Raw genomic sequence first — 26,619 nt, 5'->3', positions numbered from 1 at the left:
CTGCCTGTCCACAGACTGAGTTCATGAGCACCGCCGACTCCGCCGCCGCATCCGCCCTCACGCTCCCCACCACCGCGCACGCCCCTGCGCTCCCCACCTCCGCGCTCCCCGCCTCCGCGCACGCCCCTGCCGCCCCTCTGCCCGCCCCCGCGCTCCCCGCCCCCGCGTCCACCCGGCCCGAGACCCTCGCCGTCCACCCGCCGCACGTCGAGATCACCGGCAGCAGGCCCCTCGGCGTCCCCCTCCACCAGGGCCACGTCTTCGCCTTCGACTCGGCCGACGCCCTCGCCACCGCCTTCACCTCCACCGACGCGTTCCTCTACAGCCGCCTCGGCAACCCCACCGTCCGCACCCTGGAGGACGCCGTCGCCCGCCTCGAAGGCGGCATCGCGGGCCTCTCCTTCGCCTCCGGCATGGGCGCCGTGAACGGCGTCCTCCTCGGCCTGCTCGCCGGCGGCGACCACGTCATCGCCCAGACCTGCCTGTACGGCGGTACGTACGCGGTCCTCGACGACCTCGCCACCCGCTGGGGCATCGACGTCACCTACGTCTCCGGCACCGACCCCGAGGAGGTGCGGGCGGCGCTGCGCCCCGAGACCCGGCTGCTCTACCTGGAGACCATCGCCAACCCGACCACCCGCGTCTCCGACCTGCCCGCACTCGCCGCCGTCGCCGCCGGCGCCCGGGTCCCGGTGGTCGTCGACAACACCTTCGCCTCGCCGCTGCTCTGCCGGCCGCTCGACCACGGCGCCGACATCGTCGTCCACTCCGCCACCAAGTACCTCGCCGGACACGCGGACGTCCTCGGCGGCGTCGCCGTCTTCAAGGACGACGGGCTGTACCGCAGGGTCCGCCGCCACGCCGTCGAACAGGGCGCGTCCACCGACCCGTTCGCCGCCTGGCTCACCCTGCGCGGCATGCAGACCCTCTCCCTGCGCATGGAGCGCCAGTGCGCGAGCGCCGCCGACCTGGCGGCCCGGTTCGCCGCGCACCCCGCGGTCGCGGCCGTCCGCCACCCCGCCCTCGACAGCCACCCCGACCGGGAGATCGCCGCGCGGCTGCTGCCCCGCGGGGGCGGCGGCGTGGTCTTGGTCGACCTCGCGGGCGGCCGGGAGGCGGGCCGCACCTTCGTCGAGGCGGTGCGCCTCGCCTCCCTCAGCGTCTCCCTCGGCGACGTGAAGACCCTGGTCATGCACCCGGCCTCCACCTCCCACCACCAGCTCGACGCGGCGGCCCTCGACGCGGCCGGCATCGGCCCGGGCACGGTCCGGATCTCGGTCGGCATCGAGCACGTCGAGGACCTGTGGACGGACCTGGAGCAGGCGCTGACGAAGGCGGCGTGAGGCGGCGCCGAACCCTGATGAGGGGCGGGGTGAGGCTGCGCCGGACGCTGATGAGGGCGGCGTGAGACCGCGCCGCGGCGCGAACCGGCGCTCGCAACCGCGCGCCGGTCACTCCTCCCGTTCGCGCTCGGCCATCCGGATCACGCACACCGCCACGGCCACGAGCAGCGCGGCGTCCGCGTCCTCCCGGACCACGTTCACCGCGTACGTCTCGCGGACGTGGAACCACTGCCGGGAGATGTGGGCCAGGAGCTCCCCCTCGTACTCGACGACGAACTCCCGGTCCAGGATCCGCCCGCTGACGTCCAGTTCGGTGCCCTCGACGAGCGTCACCCGGTAGTGGTTGCGCAGCAGCGAGAGCCGCTTGCGGCGGATCGTCGCGAGCGGCCGGTCGTCCCGCTCGACGGTCATCGCGTCCCGCAGGCTGAACATCTTCTGCCGCAGGGTGACCAGCACCCGCCCGTCGGGGTCCTTGAGCTCCAGGGTGTCGCGCAGCCGCAGCGCCTTGCCGTCGACGAGGAAGGCGTGGCGGCCCTGCTCGTCCTCGATCCAGTAGTCGTCGCCGATCGCGAAGATCTTGTCCCGTACGAGATATTTCACGCCGTCATGCCTGCCCGTACGGCCGCCGCTTCTCACCCGAAGTAGCGGGTGAACGGGTCCGGGGTCGCCCCGAGCATCTCGCCGAACGGCGCGTCGAGCTGATGGATCAGCAGCACGGTGAACGCGATGAACCCCGAAAGACCCATCACCATCACCACGTGCGTCGTGCTCCTCCTGATCCCGAAGAGGAACATGAACGCCAGCGTCAGCGCGCCCCCGATGAGCAGACCCGTCCACAGCACGGGGGAGAGCCGCTCCTGCGCGGCGGCCTCCCGGCCGCGCCGGGCGTCGTCGACGTAACCCAGCTGGGCGAGCACCTCCTGGGCGGCGATCTGCTGCGGCACCTTCGCCGCGTCGCTCACCTCGCCCGCCTGCCGCAGCCGTTCGAGGAGCCGCCAGCCGACCGGGTCGATGGGCTCGCGCGCCGCCATCACCGGCCACTCGACGTCCACGACGTGACTGGCGTACGTCCGGGCCGCGTCCCGCAGCGGCTGGCGCCGGTCCGCGGGGAGCGCGTCCGCGAGCAGATACGTCTGGTGCAGGGCGCTCGCCTCCGCCTGGACGTTCTCGGCGGCCTCGGACCGGGTGTCCCAGACGGAGACCAGGCAGAGGCCGAGGACGACGGCGTAGAGGACCGACACCATCATGGCGATGTACTCGGCGACGTCCTCCCGGGGCTCCTCGTCCGCGCCGAGCGGAAAGAGCTTCGTCTTGGCGACGACGGCGAGGGCGGCGACGAGCGCGACGCCGAAGACGACGACGAGCGTTTCGAACAGGGCCACGGTCAGCCTTTCCGGTTGCCGAGGAGGGCGGCGGCGAGGGCCGCCGGGATCAGGAGCAGCAGCAGCATCGTCACCACCCCGAGCTCACTCGCCTCCCGTCCGCGCCGACGCAGCCGCCCGACGAAGCCCTCGTCGTCGAGGGCGGCGGCACGGCGGGCGGAGGGCGGGGGGACGGGGGTGCCGGCGGAGACGCCGGAGACGTCGCCCCCACGCCCCCCGGCGGAACCAAGCCCCCCGACCCCGGCTCCGGCTGCCGCAGCCCCGGTCCCGGTCCCGGCCGCGGCTCCGGTCCCGGCCGCGGCCCCGCCCCCGCCGCCTGCCGCAGCCCCGCCCCCGGCAGCGGCAGCGGCCGCGCCCGCACCTCCGTCGCCACCCCCGGCCCCTGCATCGCCCACGTCCCCCAAGCCCCCGACATCAGCCATACCTCCCACGTCCCCCACGTCCCCCACGGGGCCCAGGCCCCCCGCTGCCCCCGCGTCCTGCGCCCCGGCGCCCGGGAACAGCAGCTCCAGCAGTACGGCGGCCCCCGGGGCCGGAACCCCGGCGCTGCCGGGGGCGGCGGGACGCCCGGACGGCGTGGCGCCGCCGCCCCGAGCGCCGGGCGCGCCCCCACTCCCCCGTACGGGCTCCGCGGGCCTGCCCGGGCCCGACGGCGGCCTCGACGCGCCCGGCTCGGCCGCTGCCGGCAGGGTGAACACGGCGGATGAGCGGGCGACGAGGGTCGGTGCCGGGACGCGGGCGCCGTCGGGCCCGTAGGTGGTCACCCGGTCGGTCCCGGAGGCGAGACCCGTACTCCGATGGGTGCCGGGGGGTCTCCGTACGGTGGCGGTGCAGCGGGCGGAGGCACCGGGCGCGAGGACGGCCACGGTGCCGGGCCGCCCGCCGCAGTCGACGGCGGTCCCGGTCCCGGCCCTGGTTCCGGAGCCGGCGCGCAGGCCGAGCGCGGGGTCGTCGACGCGGACGGCGTGCAGGGGCCGGTTGCCGAGGTTGGTGACGGTGTACGTGACGGTGGCGGTACCCGTGGGGCGGAGGGCGCGCAGCCGGCCGGGCGCGGCGGTGCGGCGGGCGGGCGGCGCGACGGTGACCCGTTCGGTCAGGCGGAGGGCGCCGGCGACGCCGGAGTACCCGGCGCGGGCGGTCGCGGTGACCAGGCGCCGGAGCGAGGGGATCGAGCCCTCGGCGCGGACGGTCCCCCGGTGCGCCCCGGGCGCCGCGCGGAACCTGGCGACGCACTCCAGCTCCCCGAGCGCGGGCAGCGGCCGCCGGGGGCACCGTACGGCCCCGCCGGGCACCGAGGGGTCGAGGATCCGGAGGCCGTACAGATGGGCCTCGCCCCGGTTGACCAGCCGGTAGCGCGTGACGACCGGCCCGCCGGCCCGGAGGGCGGGCGGGTGGGTGCCGCTGTTCCGTCGCCCGTTCACGGTCACGGTGACCCGCAGGGCGCCGTCCCCGGCCCCGCCGGCCGGGGCGGCGGTGGCGGCCGGGGTGAGGCAGGGCAGTAAGCACAGCAGCACGAGGAGTCCGCCCTTCACCCATCGGCAGGAATGTTCAGATGATCCGATCAAGCGTGCGACCATGCCCGCCATGCTGACCACCCCCCACCCCCACCCCCCACCCGGACACGCACCGGGCCCCCACCCGCCCCACGATTTCCACCCGTACGGCACCCTTGAACCATGAACGACTCCGCGCCCGCGACCACCCCCCGCCGTGCCCGTGTCCGCGCCCCCGAGCTGATCGGCAAGGGTGGCTGGCTGAACACGGGAGGAGACGATCTGAGCCTCGCCGACCTGCGAGGAAAGATCGTTCTGCTCGATTTCTGGACCTTCTGCTGTGTGAACTGCCTGCACGTCCTCGACGAGCTGCGGGAGCTGGAGGAGAAGCACCGGGACACGCTCGTCATCGTCGGGGTGCACTCGCCGAAGTTCGTGCACGAGGCCGAGCACCAGGCCGTCGTCGATGCCGTCGAGCGGTACGAGGTGCACCACCCCGTGCTCGACGACCCCGAGCTCGCGACCTGGAAGCAGTACGCCGTGCGGGCGTGGCCGACGCTCGTCGTCATCGACCCCGAGGGGTACGTCGTCGCCCAGCACGCCGGTGAGGGGCACGCCAACGCCATCCGGACGCTCGTCGAGGAGCTGGAGGCCGAGCACGGCGCCAAGGGGACGCTGCGGCGTGGTGACGGGCCCTACGTGGCGCCCGAGCCGGTCGCCACCGAGCTGCGGTTCCCCGGCAAGGCGGTTCTGCTGCCGTCCGGGAACTTCCTGGTCTCCGACACCACCCGGCACCGGCTCGTCGAGCTGGCCGCCGACGGCGAGACCGTCGTACGGCGGATCGGTGAAGGCGTCTTCCGGGAGCCGCAGGGTCTCGCGCAGCTGCCCGACGGCACGGTCGTCGTCGCCGACACCGTGAACCACGCGCTGCGCACGTACGACCCGGAGACCGGTGTCATCGAGCGCGTCGCCGGTACCGGGAAGCAGTGGTGGCAGGGGTCCCCCACCTCCGGGCCCGCGCTGGACGTCGACCTGTCCTCGCCGTGGGACGTCGCCTGGTGGCAGGGCAAGGTGTGGATCGCCATGGCGGGCGTCCACCAGCTGTGGACGTACGACCCCGGGAGCGGGACCGTCGAGGTCGCCGCCGGGACGACGAACGAGGGGCTCGTCGACGGACCCGCCGCCGAGGCGTGGTTCGCGCAGCCGTCCGGGCTCGCCGCCACCGAGGACCGGCTCTGGGTCGCCGACTCCGAGACCAGCGCCCTGCGCTGGGTCGACCCGGAGGGCGGCGTGCACACCGCCGTCGGCACCGGCCTCTTCGACTTCGGCCACCGCGACGGCGCCGCCGAGCAGGCCCTGCTCCAGCACCCGCTGGGCGTGACGGCCCTTCCCGACGGCTCGGTCGCGGTCTCGGACACGTACAACCACGCCCTGCGCCGCTTCGACCCCGCCTCCGGTGAGGTGACGACCCTCGCCACCGATCTGCGCGAGCCCAGCGGCGCGGTGCTCGTCGACGGCGACATCGTCGTCGTCGAGTCCGCCCGGCACCGGCTGACCCGGCTGCGGCTGCCCGAGGAGGCGGTGCGGGTCGACGCCGTCGCCCACCGCACCCGGCGCGAGGCCACCGAGGTGGCCCCGGGCCGGCTCCGGCTCGACGTGGTGTTCCAGGCCCCGACCGGGCAGAAGCTCGACGAGCGCTACGGTCCCTCCACGCGGCTCCTGGTGTCCTCGACCCCGCCGGAGCTGCTCCTCGGCGGGGCGGGGACCGGGACCGACCTGTTCCGGGAGCTCGACCTGAACCCGGACGTGACCGAGGGCGTGCTGCACGTCTCGGCGATGGCCGCGTCCTGCGACGACGATCCGGCCAACGAGTACCCGGCCTGCCACGTCCACCAGCAGGACTGGGGCGTCCCGGTGAAGCTCACGGAGGCGGGCGTGTCCCGGCTGCCGCTGATCCTCGCCGGCATGGACGCGTAGTCAGCGGACGATCCCCTGGTTCCTGGACGGGCGCCCCGCGGCCCCGTCCAGGCAGCCGTCCACCCAGGCGGCCGGGTCGTGGACGGCCCGGGCGCCGCCCATCCCCTGCCGTTCCATGTCGGTGCACTCCCCGTCGCGCAGGGCGCGCCACTTGGTGATCCGTACGGCCTGGAGGTAGCCGCCCTCGTAGGCGATGTCCGTGGCCCACGGGGGCCGGTCGTCGTAGGTGGCGATCAGGACGCCGGTCGCCGCCGTGCCGAGGAGCACGGCGGCGGTGATGACGGTGACGAACTTCCGCAGCGGCGGACCCTCATGACGGTGCATGGGGACGACGCTGTCAGGCGGGACCTTTCGCGGATGTTTCGCGCGTGCGGTGCGGGACTCAGCCCTCCAGGAAGGCGACCAGGGCGTTCGCGAGGAGGTACGGGTCCTCGGCGCCGCACAGTTCGCGGGCGCTGTGCATGGAGAGGATCGCGACGCCGATGTCGACGGTCCTGATGCCGTGCCGGGCCGCGGTGATGGGGCCGATGGTCGTGCCGCAGGGCATGTCGTTGTTGGAGACGAAGGACTGCCAGGGCACGCCCGCCTTCTCGCAGGCGGCGGCGAAGACCGCGCGGCCGCTGCCGTCGGTGGCGTACCGCTGGTTGACGTTCACCTTGAGGATCGGGCCGCCGTTGACGCGCGGGTGGTGCGTGGGGTCGTGGCGCTCCGCGTAGTTCGGGTGGACGGCGTGGCCGGTGTCGGAGGACAGGCAGACGGTGCCCGCGAAGGCCCGCGCCCGGTCCTCGTACGAGCCGCCGCGCGCGTACACCGAGCGCTCCAGGACGTTGCCGAGGAGCGGGCCCTGGGCGCCGGTGTCGGCCTCGGAGCCGTTCTCCTCGTGGTCGAAGGCGGCGAGGACCGGGATGTACGGGAGGTCGTCGCGGCCCGCGAGGGAGGCGAGCGCGGCGACGGCGGCGTGCACGGACAGCAGGTTGTCCATGCGGGGTCCGGCGAGCAGCTCGCGGTCGCGGCCCAGGTAGGCGGGTGCCTCGACGGCGTGCACCATGAGGTCCCAGCCGCTGACGTCCTCGGCGTCGACCCCGGCTTCCGCGGCGACGAACTCGATCAGGTCGCCCTCGTGGACCTCGCCGGTGCCCCAGACGGGCTGCATGTGGCGCTGGCGCTCCAGCTTCAGGCCGTCGTTGGCGGAGCGGTCGAGGTGGATGGCGAGCTGCGGGACGCGCAGCAGCGGCCGGTCCACGTTGACGAGGTGGTGGCTGCCGTCGCGGAGGGTGAGCCGTCCGGCGAGGCCGAGGTCGCGGTCGAGCCAGGTGTTGAGGAGGGTGCCGCCGTAGATCTCCACGGCGACCTGGCGCCAGCCGTGCGCGCCCATGTCGGGCTGCGGCTTGACGCGCAGGTTGGGGGAGTCGGTGTGGGCGCCGACGATGCGGTACGGGGTGTGGGCGGCGGCGCCCTCCGGCACGTACCAGGCGATGATCGCGCCGCCGCGGATCACGTACTTCCCGCCGGTGGTCGCGTCCCAGGCGGCCGTCTCCTCGACCCGGCGGAACCCGGCCTTCTCCAGCCGCTGGGCGGCGCTCGCGACCGCGTGGTACGGCGAGGGCGAGGCCGTCAGGAAGGCCATCAGGTCGTCGGTGTGTCCGCGGTCGAAGGGGCCGGCGGTCGGACGGGAGGCTGCGCTGGTCATGGGTTCCACCTTACGCAGGGCCCGGTATACGAATACGCGGCCCCGCACATCGATCGCCCGGCGTCTGGGGGGGCGAGCGGCGCGGCGGCCGCCGCGCGTAGCGGTCAAGGGAAACGGCCCGCCCCCCTCCCCGGGGACGGGCCGTGTCTGGGTGAACGGGGGCGCGTCCTAGAACGCGGCCTCGTCCAGGTCCATGAGCGAGCCGTCGACGGCCTCGGCGAGGGCGCGCTCGGCGCTGACGCCCGGCAGGACGTTGGCGGCGAAGAACTTCGCGGCCGCGATCTTGCCCTGGTAGAAGGCGACGTCCTTGCCGGAGGCGCCCGCGGCCAGCTTCTCCGCGGCGACGGCCGCGCCCTTCAGCAGCAGGTAGCCGACGACGACGTCGCCGGAGGCCAGCAGCAGGCGGGTGGTGTTGAGGCCGACCTTGTAGATGTTCTTGACGTCCTCGCCGGTGGCGGTGAGGTCGGTGATCATCGTGCCGACGATGCTCTCCAGGTCCACGGCGGCCTTGGCGAGCGCGTCGCGGGCGCCGGCCAGCTCCTCGCCGCCGGTGCCGACCGCGAGGAACTTCTTGATCTCCTCGGACAGCGCGTTCAGGGAGGCGCCCTGGTCGCGGACGATCTTGCGGAAGAAGAAGTCCTGGCCCTGGATGGCCGTGGTGCCCTCGTAGAGGGTGTCGATCTTGGCGTCCCGGATGTACTGCTCGATCGGGTACTCCTGGAGGAAGCCGGAGCCGCCGAAGGTCTGGAGCGACTGGGCGAGCTGCTCGTAGCCCTTCTCGGAGCCGTATCCCTTGACGATCGGGAGCAGCAGGTCGTTCAGGCCGTGCAGGGCCTTCGCGTCCTCGCCGGCCGCTTCCTTGATCGCGATCTCGTCCTGCACGGAGGCGGTGTAGAGGACGAGGGAGCGCATGCCCTCGGCGTACGCCTTCTGCGTCATCAGCGAGCGGCGGACGTCGGGGTGGTGCGTGATGGTGACCTTGGGCGCGGCCTTGTCCATGAAGTTGGCCAGGTCGGTGCCCTGGACGCGCTCCTTGGCGTACTCCAGGGCGTTGAGGTAGCCCGTGGAGAGGGTGGAGATCGCCTTCGTGCCGACCATCATGCGGGCGAACTCGATGATGAGGAACATCTGGCGGATGCCGTCGTGCTTGTCGCCGATCAGCCAGCCCTTGGCGGGGTGCTTGTCGCCGAAGGTCATCTCGCACGTGTTGGAGGCCTTGAGGCCCATCTTGTGCTCGACGTTGGTGGCGTAGACGCCGTTGCGCGCGCCCAGCTCGCCGGTCTCCCAGTCGAACTCGTACTTGGGGACGAGGAAGAGGGAGAGGCCCTTGGTGCCGGGGCCGGCGCCCTCGGGGCGGGCGAGGACGTAGTGGAGGATGTTCTCCTCCATGTCGTGCTCACCGGAGGTGATGAAGCGCTTCACGCCCTCGATGTGCCAGGAGCCGTCCTCCTGCTGGGTGGCCTTGGTGCGGCCGGCGCCGACGTCCGAGCCCGCGTCGGGCTCGGTGAGGACCATGGTGGAGCCCCAGCGCTTCTCGACGGCGATCTGCGCGACCTTCTTCTGCGCCTCGTTGCCCTCGTTGTAGAGGATGCCGGCGAAGGCCGGGCCGGAGGAGTACATCCAGATGGCCGGGTTCGAGCCGAGCAGCAGCTCCGCGTACGCCCAGATCAGGGAGCGGGGGGAGACGGTGCCGCCGATCTCCTCGGGGATGCCGAGGCGCCAGTACTCGGACTCCATGAAGGCGTTGTACGACTTCTTGAAGGTGGCGGGCACGGGGGCGGTGTTGGTCTCGGGGTCGAAGACCGGCGGGTTGCGGTCGGCGTCGGCGAAGGACTCCGCGAGCTCGTTCTCGGCGAGACGGCGGATCTCGTCGAGGATGCTCTTGGCGGTCTCGACGTCCATCTCCTCGAACGGCCCGGTGCCGTACACCTTGTCGCGGCCGAGGACCTCGAAGAGGTTGAACTCGATGTCGCGGAGATTCGACTTGTAGTGCCCCATGGCGACGGCTCCGTAAGGCTCGGGGAGGAGGTTCCTCGTACACGTACCAGCAAGTAGCAAAACGCTCTCTCCGATGATGCTACCCACCGGTAATAAGAGCAACCCCTCTCGGGTCATCTGTGACGCAGTAGGCTCAGGGCCCATGTACGGCTACGAGCAGAATCCGGGTGCCCAGCAGCAGTACGCGCCGCCTCCGCAGCAGCAGTACGCCCCGCCGGCCGACATGCAGGGCGGGATGCAGGGGGGTGTGCCCGGGGGGTACGGGCAGCAGGCGCCGCCGCTCTACCCGGAGCCCTCGCCGCCCTCCCTCGCCGACGCCGTCCGCGCCTTCACGACCGGCACGCTCGCGCCCGAGGACTTCCAGCAGATCTTCGCGACCTCGAAGGTCTACTGCCCGCGCGGCGACAACCCCGGCTTCCTCGCCCTGCACAACACCCAGCAGCCGGTCATCCCGATGTTCACCTCGCTCAAGGAGCTGCGGCGGTACGCGGGCAAGGAGTCGAAGTACTTCGTGATCACCGGCGCCGAGGTGATCGACCTGCTGCCGACCGGCTACGGCTTCGTCCTCGACATGGAGGGCGACCACCGGATGGTCTTCGACGCGAAGGCGGTCGAGCAGATGGTCGACTTCGCGATGCGGCGGATGTACGGCTGACGCAGGCTGGACCCCGTACAGGGAGAGCGCCCGGGAGGAATTCCTCCCGGGCGCTCCGTGTTGTGGGTGGCAGAAAGTTCACTGTTCAACTAAAGTGGAAGCACAAGGTCGGAGAAGGCCGCACAAGGAGGTCCGTCATGCCCGCAGTGACTGTCGAGAACCCGCTCACCCTGCCGCGCGTGGCGGCCCAGGCCGACGCCACCCCCCGCCCGGTGCTCGCCGTGACCACGGCCCCCACCGGCTTCGAGGGCGAGGGCTTCCCGGTCCGCCGCGCGTTCGCCGGCATCAACTACCAGTACCTCGACCCGTTCATCATGATGGACCAGATGGGTGAGGTGGAGTACGCGCCCGGAGAGCCCAAGGGCACGCCCTGGCACCCCCACCGCGGCTTCGAGACCGTCACCTACATCATCGACGGGATCTTCGACCACCAGGACTCCCAGGGCGGCGGCGGCACCATCACCAACGGCGACACCCAGTGGATGACGGCCGGCTCCGGCCTCCTCCACATCGAGGCGCCGCCGGAGTCCCTCGTCGTCAGCGGCGGCCTCTTCCACGGCCTCCAGCTCTGGGTGAACCTCCCCGCCGCCGACAAGATGATGGCCCCCCGCTACCAGGACATCCGCGGCGGCCAGGTCCAGCTGCTCACCTCCCCCGACGGCGGCGCGCTGCTCCGCGTCATCGCGGGCGAGCTCGACGGCCACGACGGGCCGGGCATCACCCACACCCCGATCACGATGATCCACGCGACCCTGCGACCCGGCGCCGAGATCACCCTGCCGTGGCGCGAGGACTTCAACGGCCTCGCGTACGTCATGGCCGGCCGCGGCACCGTCGGCGCGGAGCGCCGTCCCGTCCACATGGGGCAGACGGCCGTCTTCGGCAAGGGCGGCTCGCTGACCGTCCGCGCCGACGAGAAGCAGGACGGCAACACCCCCGACCTGGAGGTCGTACTCCTCGGCGGACAGCCGATCCGCGAGCCGATGGCCCACTACGGCCCGTTCGTCATGAACACCCAGGCCGAACTCCGCCAGGCCTTCGAGGACTTCCAGGCGGGCCGCCTCGGAACGATCCCGGCGGTCCACGGAATGGGCGAGTAGGAACGCGGGGCGGGCCCCGGCCGGGAGCAGCGGCTCGGGGCGGGCTTCGCGGGCCCAGCGGGGAGCAGCGGGCCGGCGCGGGCTTCGCGGGCCCCGGCGGGGGCTTCGCGGGCCCGGCGCGGGCTTCGCGGCCCCGGCGGGAGCAGCGGCTCGGGGCGGGCTTCGCGGGCCCCGGCTCGCGTGGCGGTCCAGGGCCGTACGGCTGACGACCCGTCACCCGTACGGTCCGTTCGCGCGCGACGACGCGCCGGGGCGCGTGGTCCGGTGGTCGGGTGCAGACGTCGCCCGCGCTCCTCCCCGAACCCGCCCGCAGGATCGCCGCCTGGTGCGTCGTCCTGCTCCTCGCCGCCGGCGTCGCCGCCGTCGGGATCTGGCTGTGCGCCGTCTTCAGGACCGCCGTCACCCCCGTACTCCTCGCGATCCTCGGCACCGCCCTCCTCGGCCCCCTCCACCGCCGCCTGGTCCGGCTGGGGGTCCGCACGTCGCTCGCCGCCGCGCTCACCGTCGTCGCCGTCCTCGCCGTCGTCGGCGGCGCCACCTACATCGTCGTCGCCGCGCTCATCGAGACCGGCGACCAGATCGTCGCCTCGCTGCGGCAGGCCGCCACCGACATCGCCGAACACCTCGGCGCGGCCGGGACCTCCCTCGACGACCTCGCCAAGAACGCCAAGAGCCTCCTGGAGAAGTTCGGCGGCACCGCCGCCTCCGGGGTCATCAGCGGCATCAGCGTCGTCGGCGAGATGCTCGCCACCGCCGTCCTCGCCCTGCTGCTCATGTTCTTCTTCCTCCGCGACTCCGACCGGGCCGCCGGCGCCCTGCGCTCCCTCGTCCCCCGCACCACCGGAGACCTCGTCGAGGCCATGGCCCGCCGCGCCTTCGAGGCCGTCGAGGGCTTCATGCGCGGGACGACCCTCGTCGCCCTCGTCGACGCCGTCCTCATCGGCGTCGGACTCGTCGTCCTGGACGTACCGGGGGCGGTCGGGCTCGCGGCCCTGGTGTTCGTGACGGCCTACATCCCGTACCTCGGCGCCTTCCTCTCCGGGGCGATCGCCGTCCTCGTCGCCCTCGCCGACCGCGGCTTCGTCATCGCGCTCTGGGTGCTCGGGATCGTCCTCGCCGTCCAGGTCATCGAGGGGAACGTCCTCCAGCCCATGGTCCAGAGCCGGACCGTGCAGATGCACCCGGCCGCGGTGATGCTGGCGATCACGGCCGGGGCGTCCGTCGCGGGCGTCCTGGGCATGCTGCTCGCCGTACCGCTGACGGCCGCGGCGACGGGCGTCCTCGGCGAACTCCGCACGCGGTACGGGGCACGGCCCGAGGACGGGCCCTAGCGGACGCCCGGTCCCGTCAGGCCGGCACCGGGCCGCCCGGCTGGAACGAGGCCAGGAGCTGTTCGAGGGCCGCCTGGTCCGGGCCCACGAACGGATCGGAGTCCGGCACCATCGCGATCGTCTCGATCATCCGGTCCAGCATCCGCACGGCCGGCGGCAGATGCGTGCCCAGCACGACCTCGGGTCCCATCTGCCGCAGCGGCTCCATCGTCGCCCGGTACTTCTCCGGGTCCACCAGGTGCACCCAGGGGCTGTCGATCGTCGCCCACAGCAGCTGCGCCCCGCGCAGCTCCTCCGGCTTGAGATCGTTGGCGTGCCCGCTCTCCGCGACCTCCGCGCTCGGCATCGGCCCGCCGAAGCAGTCGGAGCTGAAGCACATCCGGGTGCGGTCGTCGTAGCAGCCGACGGTGGCCGGGTTGTCGAACAGCGGCGGCCGGAAGGCGTGCAGCTCGCGGTCGCCGACGTCCAGGGACTGCCCGGGGTTGAGGAAGTACACCCGGTCCATGGGCAGGGGCCGTTCGGTGGTCATCTCACCGGCCCCCAGGAACGTCGTGACCACGCGCGCGTGCGGCGCGGCGTCCAGCAGGTCGAAGATCCCGCCCGTGTGGTCCCGGTCGGGATGCGTGAGCCAGATCCAGCGCACGTCGGCCGGGTCCACCACCTCGCCGAGCGCGGCGACGAAGTCGCGGTCGGGGAGGCCGACGCCGGTGTCGACGACGACGGGTTCGGCGGCGGTGACGACATAGGCGTTGACGGGCAGGTGCCCGATGCCGGGCACTTCGAGGCTGTCGGCCAGCACGGTGGTGTCACTGCCGACCTTGTGGGTGTCCATGGCGAGCTCCGTGGTCCCCCTGCGGCCGTACGACACCAGTCTGCGCCGCCCGGGGGAGGGACGCGCGCGATGACCCCGGCCCCGCTACGGCCTGTCGTCCCCCGGGTCCGGTTCGTTCAGTTCGAACCAGATCGCCTTGCCCTCGCCGCGCGGGTCGACGCCCCACGCGTCCGCCAGGACCTCCATCAGGACCAGGCCGCGCCCGCTCGACGCCATCTCGCCCGGCTGGCGCCGGTGCGGCAGTTCGTCGCTCGTGTCGGAGACCTCGACCCGCAGCCGCCGGGACTTCTCGCCGCACGCGACCTCGGCGACCAGCAGCGCGTCGCCGTCCGTGTGGACGAGGACGTTGGTGACCATCTCCGAGACCATCAGGACCGCCGCGTCCAGCTGCTCCTCGTCCGCCCAGTCGTGCAGCAGCTGCCGCACCTGCTCACGCGCCTGGGCGATCCGCTCCGGCTCGGCCTGGGCGATGGACATCAGGGTGCGGCGCGGGGCCTCCGGCAGCGCCCCGGCGGGCCGCCGGGAGAGCAGCAGGACGGCGATGTCGTCCTCCCTGCGGTCGGCGAGCGGCCCGGTGGTGTGGTGCGAGCCGGGCCCGTGGACGGCCTCCACGAGCGCGTCGGCGAGCACTTCGAGGTCCTCGCCGTCGTGGGACTCCAGGAGCGTCCGTACCCGCTCCCAGCCGGTGTCCAGGTCGTGCCCGCCGGTCTCCAGGAGGCCGTCGGTGCAGATCATCAGGGTCTCGCCGGGTTCGAGGGTGAGCCGGGTGGTGGGGTAGTCGGTGTCGGGGTCGATGCCGAGCGGCAGACCACCGGCGGTGGGCCTGAGGAGAACCGTTCCGTCGTTCATCCGCACCGCCGGGTCCGGATGCCCCGCCCGCGCGATGTCGACCGCCCCGGACTCCAGATCGACCTCCAGATAGAGGCAGGTGGCGAAGCGCGGACCGGCCTCGCCCTCCCCGTCGTCCCCGTCGGTGATCCCGTACAGGAAACGCGAGGCGCGGGAGAGGACGGCGTCCGGCCGGTGGCCCTCGGAGGCGTACGCGCGCAGGGCGATCCGCAGCTGCCCCATCAGGCCGGCCGCCCGCACGTCGTGGCCCTGGACGTCACCGATGACGAGGGCGATCCGCCCGGCGCCGCGCCCGCCGGTGCGGGGGGTGCCGCCGGGCAGCCGGATCATGTCGTACCAGTCGCCGCCGACCTGGAGCCCGCCGCCGGTCGGCACGTACCGCGCGGCGACCTGGATGCCCGGGATGCCCGGCCCCAGGACCGGCATCATCGTCCGCTGCAGACCGAGGGACAGCTCGCGCTCGGACTCGGCCACCCCCGCCCGGGCGAGGGCCTGCGCGAGCATCCGGGCCACCGTGGTGAGCACCGACCGCTCGTCCGGCGTGAACGCCACCGGGTGCTTGAAGGCCGCCATCCAGGCCCCCATCGTGCGGCCGGCGACGACCAGCGGCACGAACGCCCAGGACCGGCGGCCGAACCGCTGGGCGAGCGGCCAGGTCATCGGGAAACGGCGCAGGTACTCGTCGGGGGTCGGCAGATAGATCGCCCGGCCCGTCCGTACGACCTCCGCCGCCGGGTAGTCCGTGTCCAGGGACATCGACGAGAACGGCCCCTCGTCGCCCTCGCTGTGCCCGTGGTGGCCGATGACCGTCAGCCGGTCGCCCGCCACGCCGAAGACCGCGAGCCCGTCCGGCGAGAAGCCGGGCATGGACAGCGAGGCCGCCACCCGCAGCACCTCGGCCGTGGACCGCGCCTCCGCGAGCGCCCGGCCGGCGTCGAGCAGGAACGCCTCGCGGGAGCGCCGCCAGTCGCCCGTGATGGGGGTGTGCGCGGCGGTGCCCGCGGGCTGCTCGGCGACCTCCTGGAGGGTGCCGACCAGCTGGTAGTCGTTCCCCTCGATGAGCGGCTTCGACCTGCTCCGTACGGTACGGATCACCCGGCCGTACTCGTCCATGATCCGCAGCCTGGCCTCGGCGAGGGTGCCCTCGGCGACGGCGAGGTTGACGACCCCGTCGATCTCGTTCCAGTCGACCGGATGAAACCGGGACCGGACGGCCGCCTCGGTGAGCCGAACGGGTTCCGCGGGCAGCCCGAGCAGCCGGGCGGCCTCGGCGTCGAGCGAGACGATCCCGGACGCGTTGTCCCAGCGCCACAGGCCGGTCGCGATCGCGGCCAGGACGTCCTCGGTGCGCATTGCCCCACTTTATGAATATCGGACAGCAGGTCGCCACCGAGAGTATTCGAAAAGCGATCATGGGTAGCCCGGTACCCTGGGTGGGTCTGTCCGCAGGAGTCCCCCGCGATCTCCCTGCGGCGACCCACCCCAAGATCCCGAAGACTGGATGAACGACGATGCATCGGTACAGGTCCCACACCTGCGGCGAGCTCCGCGCCTCTGACGTCGGCACCGACGTCCGGCTGAGCGGCTGGCTGCACAATCGGCGCGACCTGGGCGGCATCCTCTTCATCGATCTGCGCGACCACTACGGCATCACGCAGCTCGTCGCCCGCCCCGGCACGCCCGCGTACGAGGCCCTCGACAAGCAGACGAAGGAGTCCGTCGTCCGCATCGACGGCACCGTCGTCTCCCGCGGCGCGGAGAACGTGAACGCCGACCTGCCCACCGGCGAGATCGAGGTCGAGGTCGGCGCGGTCGAGGTCCTCGGCGCCGCCCAGCAGATCCCCTTCACCATCAACGCCGACGACGGCGTCAACGAGGAGCGGCGCCTGGAGTACCGCTTCCTCGACCTGCGCCGCGAGCGCATGCACCGCAACATCATGCTGCGCTCGGCCGTCATCGCGTCGATCCGCTCCAAGATGGTGGCCCTCGGCTTCAACGAGATGGCGACCCCGATCCTCACCGCGACCTCCCCCGAGGGCGCCCGTGACTTCGTCGTCCCGTCCCGCCTCAACCCGGGCAAGTTCTACGCGCTGCCGCAGGCGCCCCAGCAGTTCAAGCAGCTGCTGATGATCTCCGGCTTCGACCGGTACTTCCAGATCGCGCCCTGCTTCCGCGACGAGGACGCCCGCGCGGACCGCTCGCCGGGCGAGTTCTACCAGCTCGACGTCGAGATGAGCTTCGTCGAGCAGGAGGACGTCTTCCAGCCGATCGAGAAGCTCATGACGGAGCTCTTCGAGGAGTTCGGCGGCGGCCGCCACGTCACCTCGCCGTTCCCGCGCATCCCGTTCCGCGAGTCGATGCTCAAGTACGGCAACGACAAGCCCGACCTGCGCACCTCCCTCGAACTCGTCGACATCACCGACGTCTTCGAGGCCTCGGAGTTCAAGGCCTTCGCCGGCAAGCACGTCCGCGCGCTCGCCGTCCCGAACACCGGCGACCAGCCGCGCAAGTTCTTCGACGGCCTCGGCGACTTCGCCGTCTCCCTCGGCGCGAAGGGCCTGGCCTGGGTCCGCGTCGGCGAGGGCAACGCCCTCACCGGCCCCATCGCCAAGTTCCTCACCGAGGAGAACGTCAAGGTCCTCACCGAGCGCCTCGGCCTGGAGCCCGGCCACGCGGTGTTCTTCGGCGCGGGCGACTTCGACGAGGTCTCCAAGATCATGGGCCCGGTCCGGGTCGAGGCCGCGAAGCGCGCCGGCCAGTTCGAGGAGAACGTCTTCCGCTTCGCGTGGATCGTGGACTTCCCGATGTACGAGAAGGACGAGGAGACCGGCAAGATCGACTTCTCGCACAACCCCTTCTCGATGCCGCAGGGCGGCCTCGAGGCCCTGGAGACCCAGGACCCGCTGGACATCCTCGGCTGGCAGTACGACATCGTCTGCAACGGCATCGAGCTCTCCTCCGGCGCCATCCGGAACCACGAGCCCGCCATCATGTTCAAGGCCTTCGAGATCGCCGGCTACAGCCGCGAGACCGTCGAGACCGAGTTCGCCGGCATGCTCCGCGCCTTCCAGTTCGGCGCCCCGCCGCACGGCGGCATCGCCCCGGGCGTCGACCGCATCGTCATGCTCCTCGCGGACGAGCCGAACATCCGCGAGACCATCGCGTTCCCCCTCAACGGCAACGCGCAGGACCTCATGATGGGCGCCCCCACGGAACTCGACGAGGCCCGCCTCCGCGAACTGAACATCCAGCTCCGCAAGCCGGTCGAAAAGAAGACCGTCGACATCACGGACGCGGTCCACCCGGACGCGTCCCGATAAAACCCAGCAGCACCCGAAGGGCCCGAAACCGCACACCGGTTCCGGGCCCTTCGATTTCCCTTAGAAGGCGGGCGGGCCCTGAAATTCCTGGAATGCTCCCGCAAGATCGTCCACGGAATCCTCGTCGCACGAAAGAACGATGGAAAGTCTGCTGAGCGTCACACCCTCGGGGCGTTTCACATAGGACCACCCCCGGCCGGAATTCCATAGGGACGCGAGAAGCTGCCGGTGAGCCGCGTGGTCCTCGGACAGCGCCTGCTCGGCGGACTCGATGATCAGTACGTGATGATCGGACGCCAGCCACTGGAGGTCGCGAAGACAGTCGTGGAAGGCGTCCCAGTTCCAGCCGAAATAAGCAGGGAACTTCAGCGCCTCCTCGAACTGTTGGAATGTCGTCACCTCATCTGACATTTCTCGGCCGTCCAGGCGGGCCACGTACACCCTGCCCGACGCGGGCAACAGCTCACCGAGGGGTACGCCCCCGCTCGGCGTGACGATGTGCAGCCAGGGGGCGATGTGAATCGAACGCGAATCTTCCTTCATTGTTCCGCCCATCTGGGAGCATCTCCGACGATGTATGTCTGATAGTGGGTCGGAGTGTAGTACGAAGATCCATCACTCCCGAACACCCAGCGTTCGCCACCTGGTTCGGGGTTGTCGGGTGACGGGTAGGTGCCGTATTCCTGATAACTGATCGGTTTCCCTGACGGCTCATGTGTGGGGAGTTGGTATGCGTTATTCCTTCCGTCATTACCAAATGGCTCTGACCACCATTTCGGGCCATAAAAACCTGGCCCACCCCACCAGCCGATATTGTACTTGCGCACATCTTGGAGGACTTCCATCGCCTCTTTAGGGATGGAGTCGGGAACCCATCCGTGAATCTTGCTGACGTCTCCCAGAACGGCCCCCGGAGTAAAGTCATCGCAGGGCGTGAGCCCCAGCGGATCGCCCCACGTATGCGGATTGTGAACATACGACGCCGGATTCGGGTCCGGGCCCAGGCCCAAGGGGTCACGGCTGAGGTAACGGGCGGATTCTGGGTCGTAGTAGCGGAAGTGGTTGTAGTGGAGACCCGACTCGGGGTCGAAGTACTGGCCCGGGAAGCGGAGCGGGGTGTAGGCCGTGGCGTCGCGGTTCCACGTGGTCGTGCCCCAGAGGGACGTCCGAATACGCCAAGCCAGGTCACCTGATTCGTCGACGAGTTCCGTGGGCGTGCCGATGAGATCGGTGACGATGGCGAAGAAGCGTTCGTCGTCTGTGTCCGTGCGGCGTTCCGTCTGGGACAACGGGCGCGGGCCCGCGTAGTCCCAGGTCAGGACGACGTTCGCGGTCGTCTGCTCGCAGAGTGCCGTGCCGTCCCACGTGAAGTGGACCGACTCGAAAGGGGACTGCTTGGATATACGGCGGCCAAGCGGGTCGTACGCGTACTGCCATGTCGTGCCGTCGGGAGTGGTCACCGCGGTGAGGCGGTCCTCCGCGTCCCACTCGAAGCGCCACGTGTCCGCTTTACGAGAGAGACGGGTTTTTTGTCTCAGGACGACCCGACCCTGGGCATCGTGTACGTAGCGGACGCGCCCCGCGCGGGTGATGCTGGTGCCCTGGTAGGCGCGTGTGCCCGTTGCGGAGTGGGACGGGTGAGTGTCCGGCCAGGAGGCTTCCGTCTGGTTGCCGGCGTCATCGTAGGCGTAGCGTTCCGTCCAGCCGTTCGCCTGCACCGACGTGACACGGCCTGCTGCGTCCAGCTCGAAGCGGACAGCACCTCGGAGCTCGTCCGAGATGCCGATGAGGCCCCCGTCCGCGCGATAGGTGTATGCGCGATGCTGGAGACGGTGCCCCGAACTGCCGGTGACCTCCTGCCCGATGAGGCGGCCCAGGATGTCGAACGACGAGGCCAGGGCGGCGAAGTCTCCGATTCCGCGAGCGGTTTCGCGGCCTAGAGGGTCATGAGTGAAAGTCAGAACGTGACCTGAAGTGGCTAGTTCCGTCCGGCGCCCTGCCGCGTCATAGACCCATGCGCTCGTCGACCCACCCGGAGTCGTGCGGCCGGTTCGCCGCCCCACCGCGTCGTGGGTGAAGGAGAGCGTGCGGCCGTTCACGGTCTCGGAGACGAGACGGCCGAAGCGGTCCCGGAACCGTTCGAGTGTCGCGTCCGGTCCGATCGCCGTCGCCAGTTGGTCGAAGACGTCGAACTCGTATGTGCTCACGGCTCCTTCGGCATCCTTGCCGACGATCCGACCGAGGCTGTCGTGGACGAACCGGATGCGCTGGCCCATGCCGTTGGTCCGGGAGACGAGACGGCCCGCCGAGTCGTGGTCGTAGCGCAGCATCCGGCCGTCGAAGTCTGTCTCCGCGAGCAGCCTGCCCGCCGGGTCGTAGCTGTAGTCCCACGTCAGACCTTGTGGATTGGTCACCCGGGAAAGCCGAAGGTTCGTGTCGTGGGAGAACTCGTACCTGACCCCGTCCGGGCCCGTGCGGGACGTCAGCAGGTCGAAGTCGGTGTACGTGAAGCGGGTCGTCGCGCCCATCGCGTCGGTGTGGCTGAGGCAGTTGCCCTCGCCGTCGTACGTCCAGGACTCCGCCGTGCCGTCGGGGGCCGTCCGGCGTGCGGGCCGGCCCTCGACGGTCCACTCCGTCCGGGTCTCGCCGCCGAGAGCGTCGGTGACGCGGACAGGGCGGCCGAAGGCGTCGTACTCGTAGCGGGTCGTGGCGCCCAGGGGGTCGGTGGTCTCGACGGGGAGACCTCTGCGGTCCACGACCAACCGGGTCGTGGCGCCGAGCGGGTCCGTCACCGACGTGAGTCGGCCCGAGTCGTCGTACGCGAACCTCGTCGTCGCGCCCGACGGGTCCGTCACCGATGTGCGGTTGCCGCGCTCGTCGAAGGTCTGCCGTGTGACGTTGCCGTCGGTGCCGGTGATGCGTATCGGGAATCCGGCGGCGTCGTATTCGGCCCGTGCCTGCCGGCCGTCCGGGCGCTCCAGGAGGGTCAGCCGGCCCTGCTCGTCGTAGGTGTAGGAGCTGACGTGGCCCAGGGGGTCCGTCCGGGACAGGAGCCGGTTGCGGCGGTCGTACGTGAAGCGGGTGACCGCGCCCAGTGGGTCGATCTCGGCGACGACCTGAGCGAGGTCGTTGATCAGGTGCCGCTTGGTGTTCCCCAGTCCGTCGGTGAGGGTGGTGACGCGGAGACCCGTCGACGGATCGACGTCGTCCCAGGTGAAGCTGGTTTCGAGGTGTCCGTTCGTACCCGACTGGTAGGTGCAGCGGTCCTGTTCGTCGTAGACGTAGTCGAAGCGGCTTCCGTTGGTGTCGGTCCATGAGGTGAGGCGGCCCACGGAGTCGTACCCGAAACGGACCGGTACACCACAGGAGTTGGTGACCTCGGTCAGGTGGCCGTTCGTGTAGCCGTAGCGCAGGATCTCCTGGTCGGAACAGTCCGGGGCCGCCCCCGCGAGGTGGAGCGCCGTCACCCGGCCATCGCTCGTAGTCAGCTTCAGGTGGTAGCCGCCGTGGTGGACGATCGCCGTCGGGGCGCCCGTCTCGTCGTACTCGATGGCGATCCAGCGATCGTTGCGGTCGTCGATCTGGGCCAGGAGAGCGAGTTCGTGACCGTGGTCGGCGAAGTGGCGGACCGTGCCGCTGTCCGGGTCCGTGACGGTGTAGCCGTCCTCGACCCGGTCCAGCGGCCACTGCCTGCCGTGCGTGGGCATGACCGGGACCCCGGGTGCCGGGTGCGGATACGCCAGCAGGCTGCCTTCGTCACAGCTGAAGACCACACCCTCCGAGTCGATCTCCAGACGTTGGTCCACCGTCGACGACCACGTCGGGCCGAACCAGCGTCCCGAGCGGCGCGAGGAGTCGAAGGTCCGCCGGAAGACGAGGGGAAGCGAACCGGGCAGGGCGATGTCGTTCTGCGGCAGCAGTACCCGGCCCGAGGCGATGTCCACGGGGTCGCGGTCGCACTTCGTCTCCTTGCCCTGCTTGCAGGTGGTCGGCGGGTCCTTCTCGTGGTCCCTCCTGCTGCTCCCCGGCCCGTCCCCGATCACTTTTCTCGTGTCCGGGCGGTGCCTGGTCGCGTCCTTCAGGCCGGCGCGCAACGCTCCCCGGAACGCTCCCGCGCCCTTCGTGCCGAGCATCTCCGGCAGCATCCGGCCGACGAACTCGGTCGGGTCGCCCTTCGCCGCCTCCCAGGCGTTCTTCAGCGCCCGGTCGGGGTTGGCCCCCGTCGAGACCAGGCCGGCGAGCGTCATGTTGACGCCCTTGTAGTACTCGGCCGGGTGAGTCAGGTTGTACGGGTCCACCGGGTTCACCGAGCGGACGAAGTTGAGGAGTCCCGCCGTGCCCTTGGCGACTCCGCCGCCGAAGTGGGCCAGCTCGATGCCCTGGCTCAGGCCGAGGTCCATCAACTCCAGCTTGGCCCGTTCGCGGCCCGTCAGCTCCTTCGGCGCGTGCGCGAGGGCCGCGCCGACCGCGGCCTTCGCGGTGTCCCCGGCTTCGTTGCGGGCTTTCCGCGCGTCGTCGAGGATCTCCTTGGCCCGCTGCCGCTTGGCCTCGCCGGGGTCGGAGAAGGGCCCGGGGTCCGGCAGCGGACTGTCGCCGGTGCGGGCGGCGTTGTAGGCGTCGACCTTCTTGTTGTACGAGTCGACCGCCGCCTTGGAGTCCCCGTCGCCCTCCTTGTACAGCGCGATCGCCTCCCGCGCCTTCCCCTGCGCGCTCACGACCGCCTGGGCGTACGTCTCCAGCGCCTTGGCCGCGTTCTCCATGGCGTCCGCCGCGCGCAGCCAGTCGGTCGGAAGGGTCTGGAACCTCTCCCGGAACGCGTCGGCCGCCTCGCCCTTCCAGTGACCGGAGTCCAGTTTCCTCATGCCACTGCCGACCAGGTCGAACGCCTTCTGGAAGTCCCGGAGGTTCTTCACCGTCCCGGCGATCTTCTCCGGCTTTCCGTGGATCAGCTCGTTCGCTTCCTCGGTCTGCCCGAGCTGCTGCTCCCCGACCTGCGCGCCGAGTGAGGACGCGGTCCTGTCGCCCCAGTCCTCGACCTTGTCCGCGATCTCATGGGCGCCGACCTTCTCCAGGCCGTGGCCGATCTTGTCGGTGGCGTGATCGATGCCCTCGCCGAGCAGCTCCTTGCCCCTGTCGACGCCGTCACCGATCTTGTCGATGCCCTTGTCGACCAGGCCTCCCCAGTCCACCATCAGCGGCTCTCCCCCCAGCGCGGCTGTTCGGCCTGCTCGACGGTCGCCTGGTCGGGGTCGAGCAGGTCCTTGAGCCGCTGGTCGGCTCCGTCCCGCGTCTCCGGGGCGATCGCGCCCGAGCGCTCCAGGCCGTCGAGCATCGAGTCCTCGACGTCGTACGCGGTGTTCTTCCAGGTCTGCTCGACCTCGTCATGAGCCGTACTGAACGACTCGCCGCTCCAGTCCGCGCCGTCCCACGCCTGCTGGTCACGGATGGTGTCCCAGCGCTGCTGCTTGACCTCGTCCTCGGTGAGGTGCGGGTTGCCGTTGAGGGAGTTCACGCCGATCTTGATCGAGTCCTTGATGTACCGCTCCTGCTCCGCGAACGATCCGGCCGACAGGCCGACCGCCTGCGCGAAACCGTTTCCTCGCTGGGCGAGCGCGCGTACGCCCCACTCCCACCGGCTGCAGAACGTCTCGAACTGCGAGGTCAGGCCGTCGTGACCCAACTCCAGTCCGGTCAGGACGAGATCGGAGAAGCCGCGGCCCGCCGACGCCTCGCCGATCATGCCGAGCTCCTTCAGCTCGGCGTGCGCCAGGTCGATGCCCTTCGCTATCTCCGCGAGCGCCGCCGCCGGCGCCGCGAGATCGGGCTCGTTCCCGCTCATCGTGTCCCCGTCCCCCCGAGATCCACTGTCCCCCCGAGATCCCCCGCTATTCCCCCGAGATCCGTTCTGGCCCCTGGATCCACCGCCACCTCGTCCGGGACGATCCCCGCCACCGGCGGGAAGAGCGTTCCGTCCGCGCTGCCCGCGTCCAGCGCGACCCCGCCCGGGCCCGGCAGCAACGGCACCATCACGTCGAGCAGCCGCGCGCCCAGGATCGTCTGGTACGTCCACTCCCGCGCCGCGTCCCCCCTCGCGCGCGCGAACCGCGCCAGCGCCTTCTCGTCGGAGAAGGCGCAGATCCAGCGGACGCCGTTGAAGTCCGCCGTCCAGAGGCTTCCGAGGTCGTCGTACGGCACCAGCACGGCCGTACGCCGGAATTCGCCGAGCAACCGTGCGAACCGCCGGCGCGCCAGCGCCTCCTCGTCGGCGGGGCCGGGCGCGGAGGGGAGGTCCCGGTTCGGCTCCGGTGGGCTTGTCAGCTGTGCGAGCCGTGAGAGGTGAGGGGGCTCAAGCGTGTCGTCGCTCGCCCCGCCCCCGGTGTCAGTCATCCGGAGATGCTGGCACGGGGTTCTTCGCACGAGCAACGAACGTGGGCTCGGTTTGTCACGTCATGGGGGTGCACGTGCCGCACGTGCCCGGTTGTGGGGCGCGGTAGGCGCGGTCGCAGGTGTCGCAGTTCTGGAGGGGGTGTCTCGCCGGGGGTTTCTCCGGGCGGAAGGGCGGCAGGGGTGGGAGCTGGGCCGTCAGGCGGTGGGCCAGGAGGGCGGCCGGGCGGTGGAGGGGCTCCGGCGGCAGGGCGGTGGTCAGGGCGCGGTGGACGGCCTCGGGGGTGAGGTCGCGTTCGAGCCAGGCGGCGACGCCGGGGACGAGGTGCTCGGCGTCCGTGGCGGAGATCAGGAGCCTCGGGTCGGTGCGGCGGAGGCCGGAGAGGACGCCGAGGGCGGTCTGGAGGAGGTCCGGCGCCGGGTACACGGGCTGCGGTACGGCGGGCAGGGCGCGGCGGCGCGGTGGTTTTTCGGCCTCGGTGGGCAGGGCGCGGCGGGGTGGTGGTTTCTCGGCGGCCCGCCGGGGGCGGGGCGGGTGGCTCGGTCCGTCCTCGCCGGCCGTCCGGCCCGGGTGGTTGCAGGAGACGGTGCGGGTGATCATGCGGCCCTGTTCGGTCCGTAAGCGGGTGCGCCGCAGGTAGCCGTGGGCCTCCAGTTCGCGCAGGGCGCCGGCGATCCGGGTCTTTCCCTCGGGGAAGCGCCGGGCGAGGCTGTTGATGTCGACCTGGGCGCCGGTGGGGAGCGACTGGATGTGGACGGCCAGGCCGATCGCCGTCAGCGACAGCTCGTCGTGCTGGGCGAGATGGTTGCCGACCACCGTGAAGCGGGTGGTGTGGCGGATGTTGTCGTGGGTGACGCCGCCGCACTGAGAAGGGTGGCTTTTCCCGTCGTTACGGGACTGGGCGTGCGGGCGCACGCTAGTGTTCTTGATACCCATCGGGAAGCTGTTCTCTTCCTTGGTGGTCAGGCCCTCGCATCGGGATTGCCGTCCCGGCGGGGGCCGACGTATGTCGGCAGTGATGTGGTGTGTCGCGCTGAGCGTAGATCAAGCAACCCTCCCTATGGCCAGCCGATTTGGGCATATTCACTCAAGCGAGTGAGCGTGGCCTCGGCGGGGCGGAGGGGTGGGGTTCGGTTCGGTTTCTTTCTCCCCGTGGTCGTCCTTGAGGAGACCGCCCGCCCCACCGGCGACCGAGCACTTGGACGCCGGTCGACCGGTGACGTCGGACTCGGCCCACGCCGTCTGCCTCAGGCGCCGTCGGCGTCCTCGTCGAACCGATGCACGACGATCCACTTGTCGTACTCCTCGTCGGACACCGCGCACATGACCCGGCCGTCCACGGAGACGGCCATGAACTCCCCCAGACCTGCGTCGCTCAGGAGGCGGGAGGGGAGACCGGTGACGATGAGGTCCTTCACGCGGATCCAGCCGGTCCCGTGACCGCCCGGACCCGGTGCGAGCATGCAGAACTCGTCCTCCTCCGTGCGGAGGCCGGCCGACTCCGCCAAGGAGGTCCAGAGGCGGTCCAGTTCCGCCGCCGCGTCGGGCCGCGCATGGCTGACCGTGGCGCTCGGCTTCACCTCGTACCCCGCCCAGGCCAGGTGGGCCCGGCGGACGTCGGGCAGGTCAGGTGATGTGTCCCGCCCCTCGACCCGGAGCCCGCACGCTTCGAGTCTCCTCTGCCAGTCGGGCGTGGCATCGGACATCAGGGCGTCCCCTCCTGGGTCGGCGGGTCTCGGGCGGAAGAAATCCTACGGAGGCCGTCACACTTCCCGTCCCCGTTCCGTCAGTGCTGTGTCCGGCTCGAACGAGGCGGATTTCGGAGCGGCTGAAGGAGCCCACGCCATGTCCACCACCGCCATCGTCGTCACCGCCGTCGCCGCGTTCATGGCCGGGTTCTCGGGGCTCTCGGTGTTCCTCAAGGCCGCGTACGTCGTCGGGCCGCTCGCCGAGTACGGGGTGCCCCGGGCGTGGTGGAACCTGCTCGGGGCCGCGAAGGTCGCCGGGGCCGTCGGGCTCGTCGCCGGGATCTGGGTCCCGGTGATCGGGACCCTCGCCGCGATCGGGCTGATCCTGTACTTCGCCGGGGCCGTGATCACCGTGCTCCGCGCCCGGTCCTACGGTCACGTGCCGTTCCCGCTGGTCTACATGGCCCCCGCCGTCGCCGCTCTCGCCCTTGCCTGACAGGCGGAAGGCCGCCACCCCCGCGGTGCCGGGGTGGCGGCCTTCGTCGTACGACAGGCGGACGTCAGGCGGACATCAGG

21 protein-coding genes are annotated in these 26,619 nt (G+C 71.4%); 7 read left to right on the top strand and 14 right to left on the bottom strand.

All coding sequences use genetic code 11. The annotated features are described in order from the left end of the window. The first annotated feature begins 23 nt into the window (after nt 1–23). Entirely contained in the window at nt 24–1,343 is a 1,320-nt protein-coding gene (locus tag DEJ43_RS17800; RefSeq protein WP_015034778.1) for a trans-sulfuration enzyme family protein, read from the top strand. A 108-nt stretch (nt 1,344–1,451) separates the two neighbouring features. Here DEJ43_RS17800 and DEJ43_RS17795 read toward each other — a convergent pair whose 3' ends face one another. From DEJ43_RS17795 to DEJ43_RS17785, 3 genes are read right to left on the bottom strand one after another with little or no spacing between them, the layout of a single operon-like run. Then, a complete protein-coding gene (locus DEJ43_RS17795; RefSeq protein WP_041662625.1) occupies nt 1,452–1,943 on the bottom strand; it encodes an LURP-one-related/scramblase family protein in 492 nt (163 codons plus the stop codon). Nucleotides 1,944–1,975: 32 nt separating this feature from the next. Then, nucleotides 1,976–2,725: a bestrophin-like domain gene (locus tag DEJ43_RS17790; RefSeq protein WP_015034776.1), complete on the bottom strand. Its 750-nt coding sequence runs from the start codon at nt 2,723–2,725 to the stop codon at nt 1,976–1,978. 2 nt (nt 2,726–2,727) lie between these two features. Beyond that, entirely contained in the window at nt 2,728–4,257 is a 1,530-nt protein-coding gene (locus tag DEJ43_RS17785; RefSeq protein ID WP_167537139.1) for a DUF11 domain-containing protein, read from the bottom strand. Between the two features lie 144 nt (nt 4,258–4,401). On the opposite strand from DEJ43_RS17785, the gene DEJ43_RS17780 reads away from it, so the two are divergent. Beyond that, nucleotides 4,402–6,195 carry an NHL domain-containing thioredoxin family protein gene (locus DEJ43_RS17780; RefSeq protein ID WP_015034773.1) on the top strand — a complete coding sequence of 598 codons (1,794 nt, stop codon included), beginning with the start codon at nt 4,402–4,404 and terminating at the stop codon, nt 6,193–6,195. Here the strand turns inward: DEJ43_RS17780 and DEJ43_RS17775 are convergent, their stop codons facing one another. The 3 genes from DEJ43_RS17775 to DEJ43_RS17765 all read right to left on the bottom strand — a co-directional run bounded on the left by DEJ43_RS17775 (nt 6,196) and on the right by DEJ43_RS17765 (nt 9,883). Then, complete coding sequence (locus DEJ43_RS17775) at nt 6,196–6,519, bottom strand: hypothetical protein (RefSeq protein ID WP_015034772.1); 324 nt, start codon at nt 6,517–6,519, stop codon at nt 6,196–6,198. Nucleotides 6,520–6,577: 58 nt separating this feature from the next. Further along, a complete protein-coding gene (locus tag DEJ43_RS17770) occupies nt 6,578–7,885 on the bottom strand; it encodes a M18 family aminopeptidase (protein WP_015034771.1) in 1,308 nt (435 codons plus the stop codon). Nucleotides 7,886–8,053: 168 nt separating this feature from the next. Then, on the bottom strand, nt 8,054–9,883 hold the full coding sequence (locus DEJ43_RS17765; protein ID WP_015034770.1) for an acyl-CoA dehydrogenase: 1,830 nt from the start codon (nt 9,881–9,883) through the stop codon (nt 8,054–8,056). A gap of 142 nt (nt 9,884–10,025) precedes the next feature. On the opposite strand from DEJ43_RS17765, the gene DEJ43_RS17760 reads away from it, so the two are divergent. From DEJ43_RS17760 to DEJ43_RS17750, 3 genes are all read left to right on the top strand, one after another. Further along, complete coding sequence (locus DEJ43_RS17760; RefSeq protein WP_015034769.1) at nt 10,026–10,538, top strand: SseB family protein; 513 nt, start codon at nt 10,026–10,028, stop codon at nt 10,536–10,538. A gap of 137 nt (nt 10,539–10,675) precedes the next feature. Next, nucleotides 10,676–11,638, top strand: coding sequence for a pirin family protein (locus DEJ43_RS17755; RefSeq protein WP_015034767.1), 963 nt, complete (start codon nt 10,676–10,678; stop codon nt 11,636–11,638). Between the two features lie 272 nt (nt 11,639–11,910). Then, nucleotides 11,911–12,969, top strand: coding sequence for an AI-2E family transporter (locus tag DEJ43_RS17750; protein WP_015034766.1), 1,059 nt, complete (start codon nt 11,911–11,913; stop codon nt 12,967–12,969). Nucleotides 12,970–12,985: 16 nt separating this feature from the next. Here the strand turns inward: DEJ43_RS17750 and DEJ43_RS17745 are convergent, their stop codons facing one another. Both DEJ43_RS17745 and DEJ43_RS17740 read right to left on the bottom strand, forming a co-directional pair. Continuing rightward, nucleotides 12,986–13,801: an MBL fold metallo-hydrolase gene (locus DEJ43_RS17745; protein ID WP_041662620.1), complete on the bottom strand. Its 816-nt coding sequence runs from the start codon at nt 13,799–13,801 to the stop codon at nt 12,986–12,988. 84 nt (nt 13,802–13,885) lie between these two features. Continuing rightward, nucleotides 13,886–16,003: a SpoIIE family protein phosphatase gene (locus tag DEJ43_RS17740; protein WP_015034764.1), complete on the bottom strand. Its 2,118-nt coding sequence runs from the start codon at nt 16,001–16,003 to the stop codon at nt 13,886–13,888. Between the two features lie 158 nt (nt 16,004–16,161). Here DEJ43_RS17740 and aspS point away from each other — a divergent pair, with 158 nt between their 5' ends. Then, nucleotides 16,162–17,970 (top strand): aspartate--tRNA ligase, encoded by a 1,809-nt coding sequence (gene aspS, locus DEJ43_RS17735; protein WP_015034762.1) that lies wholly within the window; start codon nt 16,162–16,164, stop codon nt 17,968–17,970. A gap of 60 nt (nt 17,971–18,030) precedes the next feature. On the opposite strand, the gene DEJ43_RS17730 is transcribed toward aspS, so the two are convergent. The 6 genes from DEJ43_RS17730 to DEJ43_RS17705 form a co-directional block, all read right to left on the bottom strand. Further along, nucleotides 18,031–18,525, bottom strand: a complete 495-nt coding sequence (locus DEJ43_RS17730) for a barstar family protein (protein WP_078508682.1) — start codon at nt 18,523–18,525, stop codon at nt 18,031–18,033. Beyond that, entirely contained in the window at nt 18,510–23,162 is a 4,653-nt protein-coding gene (locus DEJ43_RS17725) for a putative T7SS-secreted protein (protein WP_015034760.1), read from the bottom strand. The genes DEJ43_RS17730 and DEJ43_RS17725 overlap by 16 nt, the downstream gene beginning before the upstream one ends. Next, complete coding sequence (locus DEJ43_RS17720) at nt 23,162–23,809, bottom strand: hypothetical protein (RefSeq protein WP_015034759.1); 648 nt, start codon at nt 23,807–23,809, stop codon at nt 23,162–23,164. The genes DEJ43_RS17725 and DEJ43_RS17720 overlap by 1 nt, the downstream gene beginning before the upstream one ends. Continuing rightward, on the bottom strand, nt 23,806–24,357 hold the full coding sequence (locus DEJ43_RS17715; RefSeq protein ID WP_015034758.1) for a hypothetical protein: 552 nt from the start codon (nt 24,355–24,357) through the stop codon (nt 23,806–23,808). The genes DEJ43_RS17720 and DEJ43_RS17715 overlap by 4 nt, the downstream gene beginning before the upstream one ends. A 55-nt stretch (nt 24,358–24,412) precedes the next feature. Continuing rightward, nucleotides 24,413–25,291, bottom strand: a complete 879-nt coding sequence (locus DEJ43_RS17710) for a DNA-binding protein (protein ID WP_015034757.1) — start codon at nt 25,289–25,291, stop codon at nt 24,413–24,415. A gap of 311 nt (nt 25,292–25,602) precedes the next feature. Then, nucleotides 25,603–26,061, bottom strand: coding sequence for a hypothetical protein (locus DEJ43_RS17705; RefSeq protein WP_015034756.1), 459 nt, complete (start codon nt 26,059–26,061; stop codon nt 25,603–25,605). A 139-nt stretch (nt 26,062–26,200) separates the two neighbouring features. Here DEJ43_RS17705 and DEJ43_RS17700 point away from each other — a divergent pair, with 139 nt between their 5' ends. Beyond that, complete coding sequence (locus DEJ43_RS17700) at nt 26,201–26,539, top strand: DoxX family protein (RefSeq protein ID WP_015034755.1); 339 nt, start codon at nt 26,201–26,203, stop codon at nt 26,537–26,539. Nucleotides 26,540–26,619: the final 80 nt, after the last annotated feature.

Origin of the sequence: Streptomyces venezuelae ATCC 10712, assembly GCF_008639165.1 — a bacterium.
GTDB lineage: Bacteria > Actinomycetota > Actinomycetes > Streptomycetales > Streptomycetaceae > Streptomyces > Streptomyces venezuelae.
This window is presented reverse-complemented; position numbering and strand designations above follow the sequence as displayed.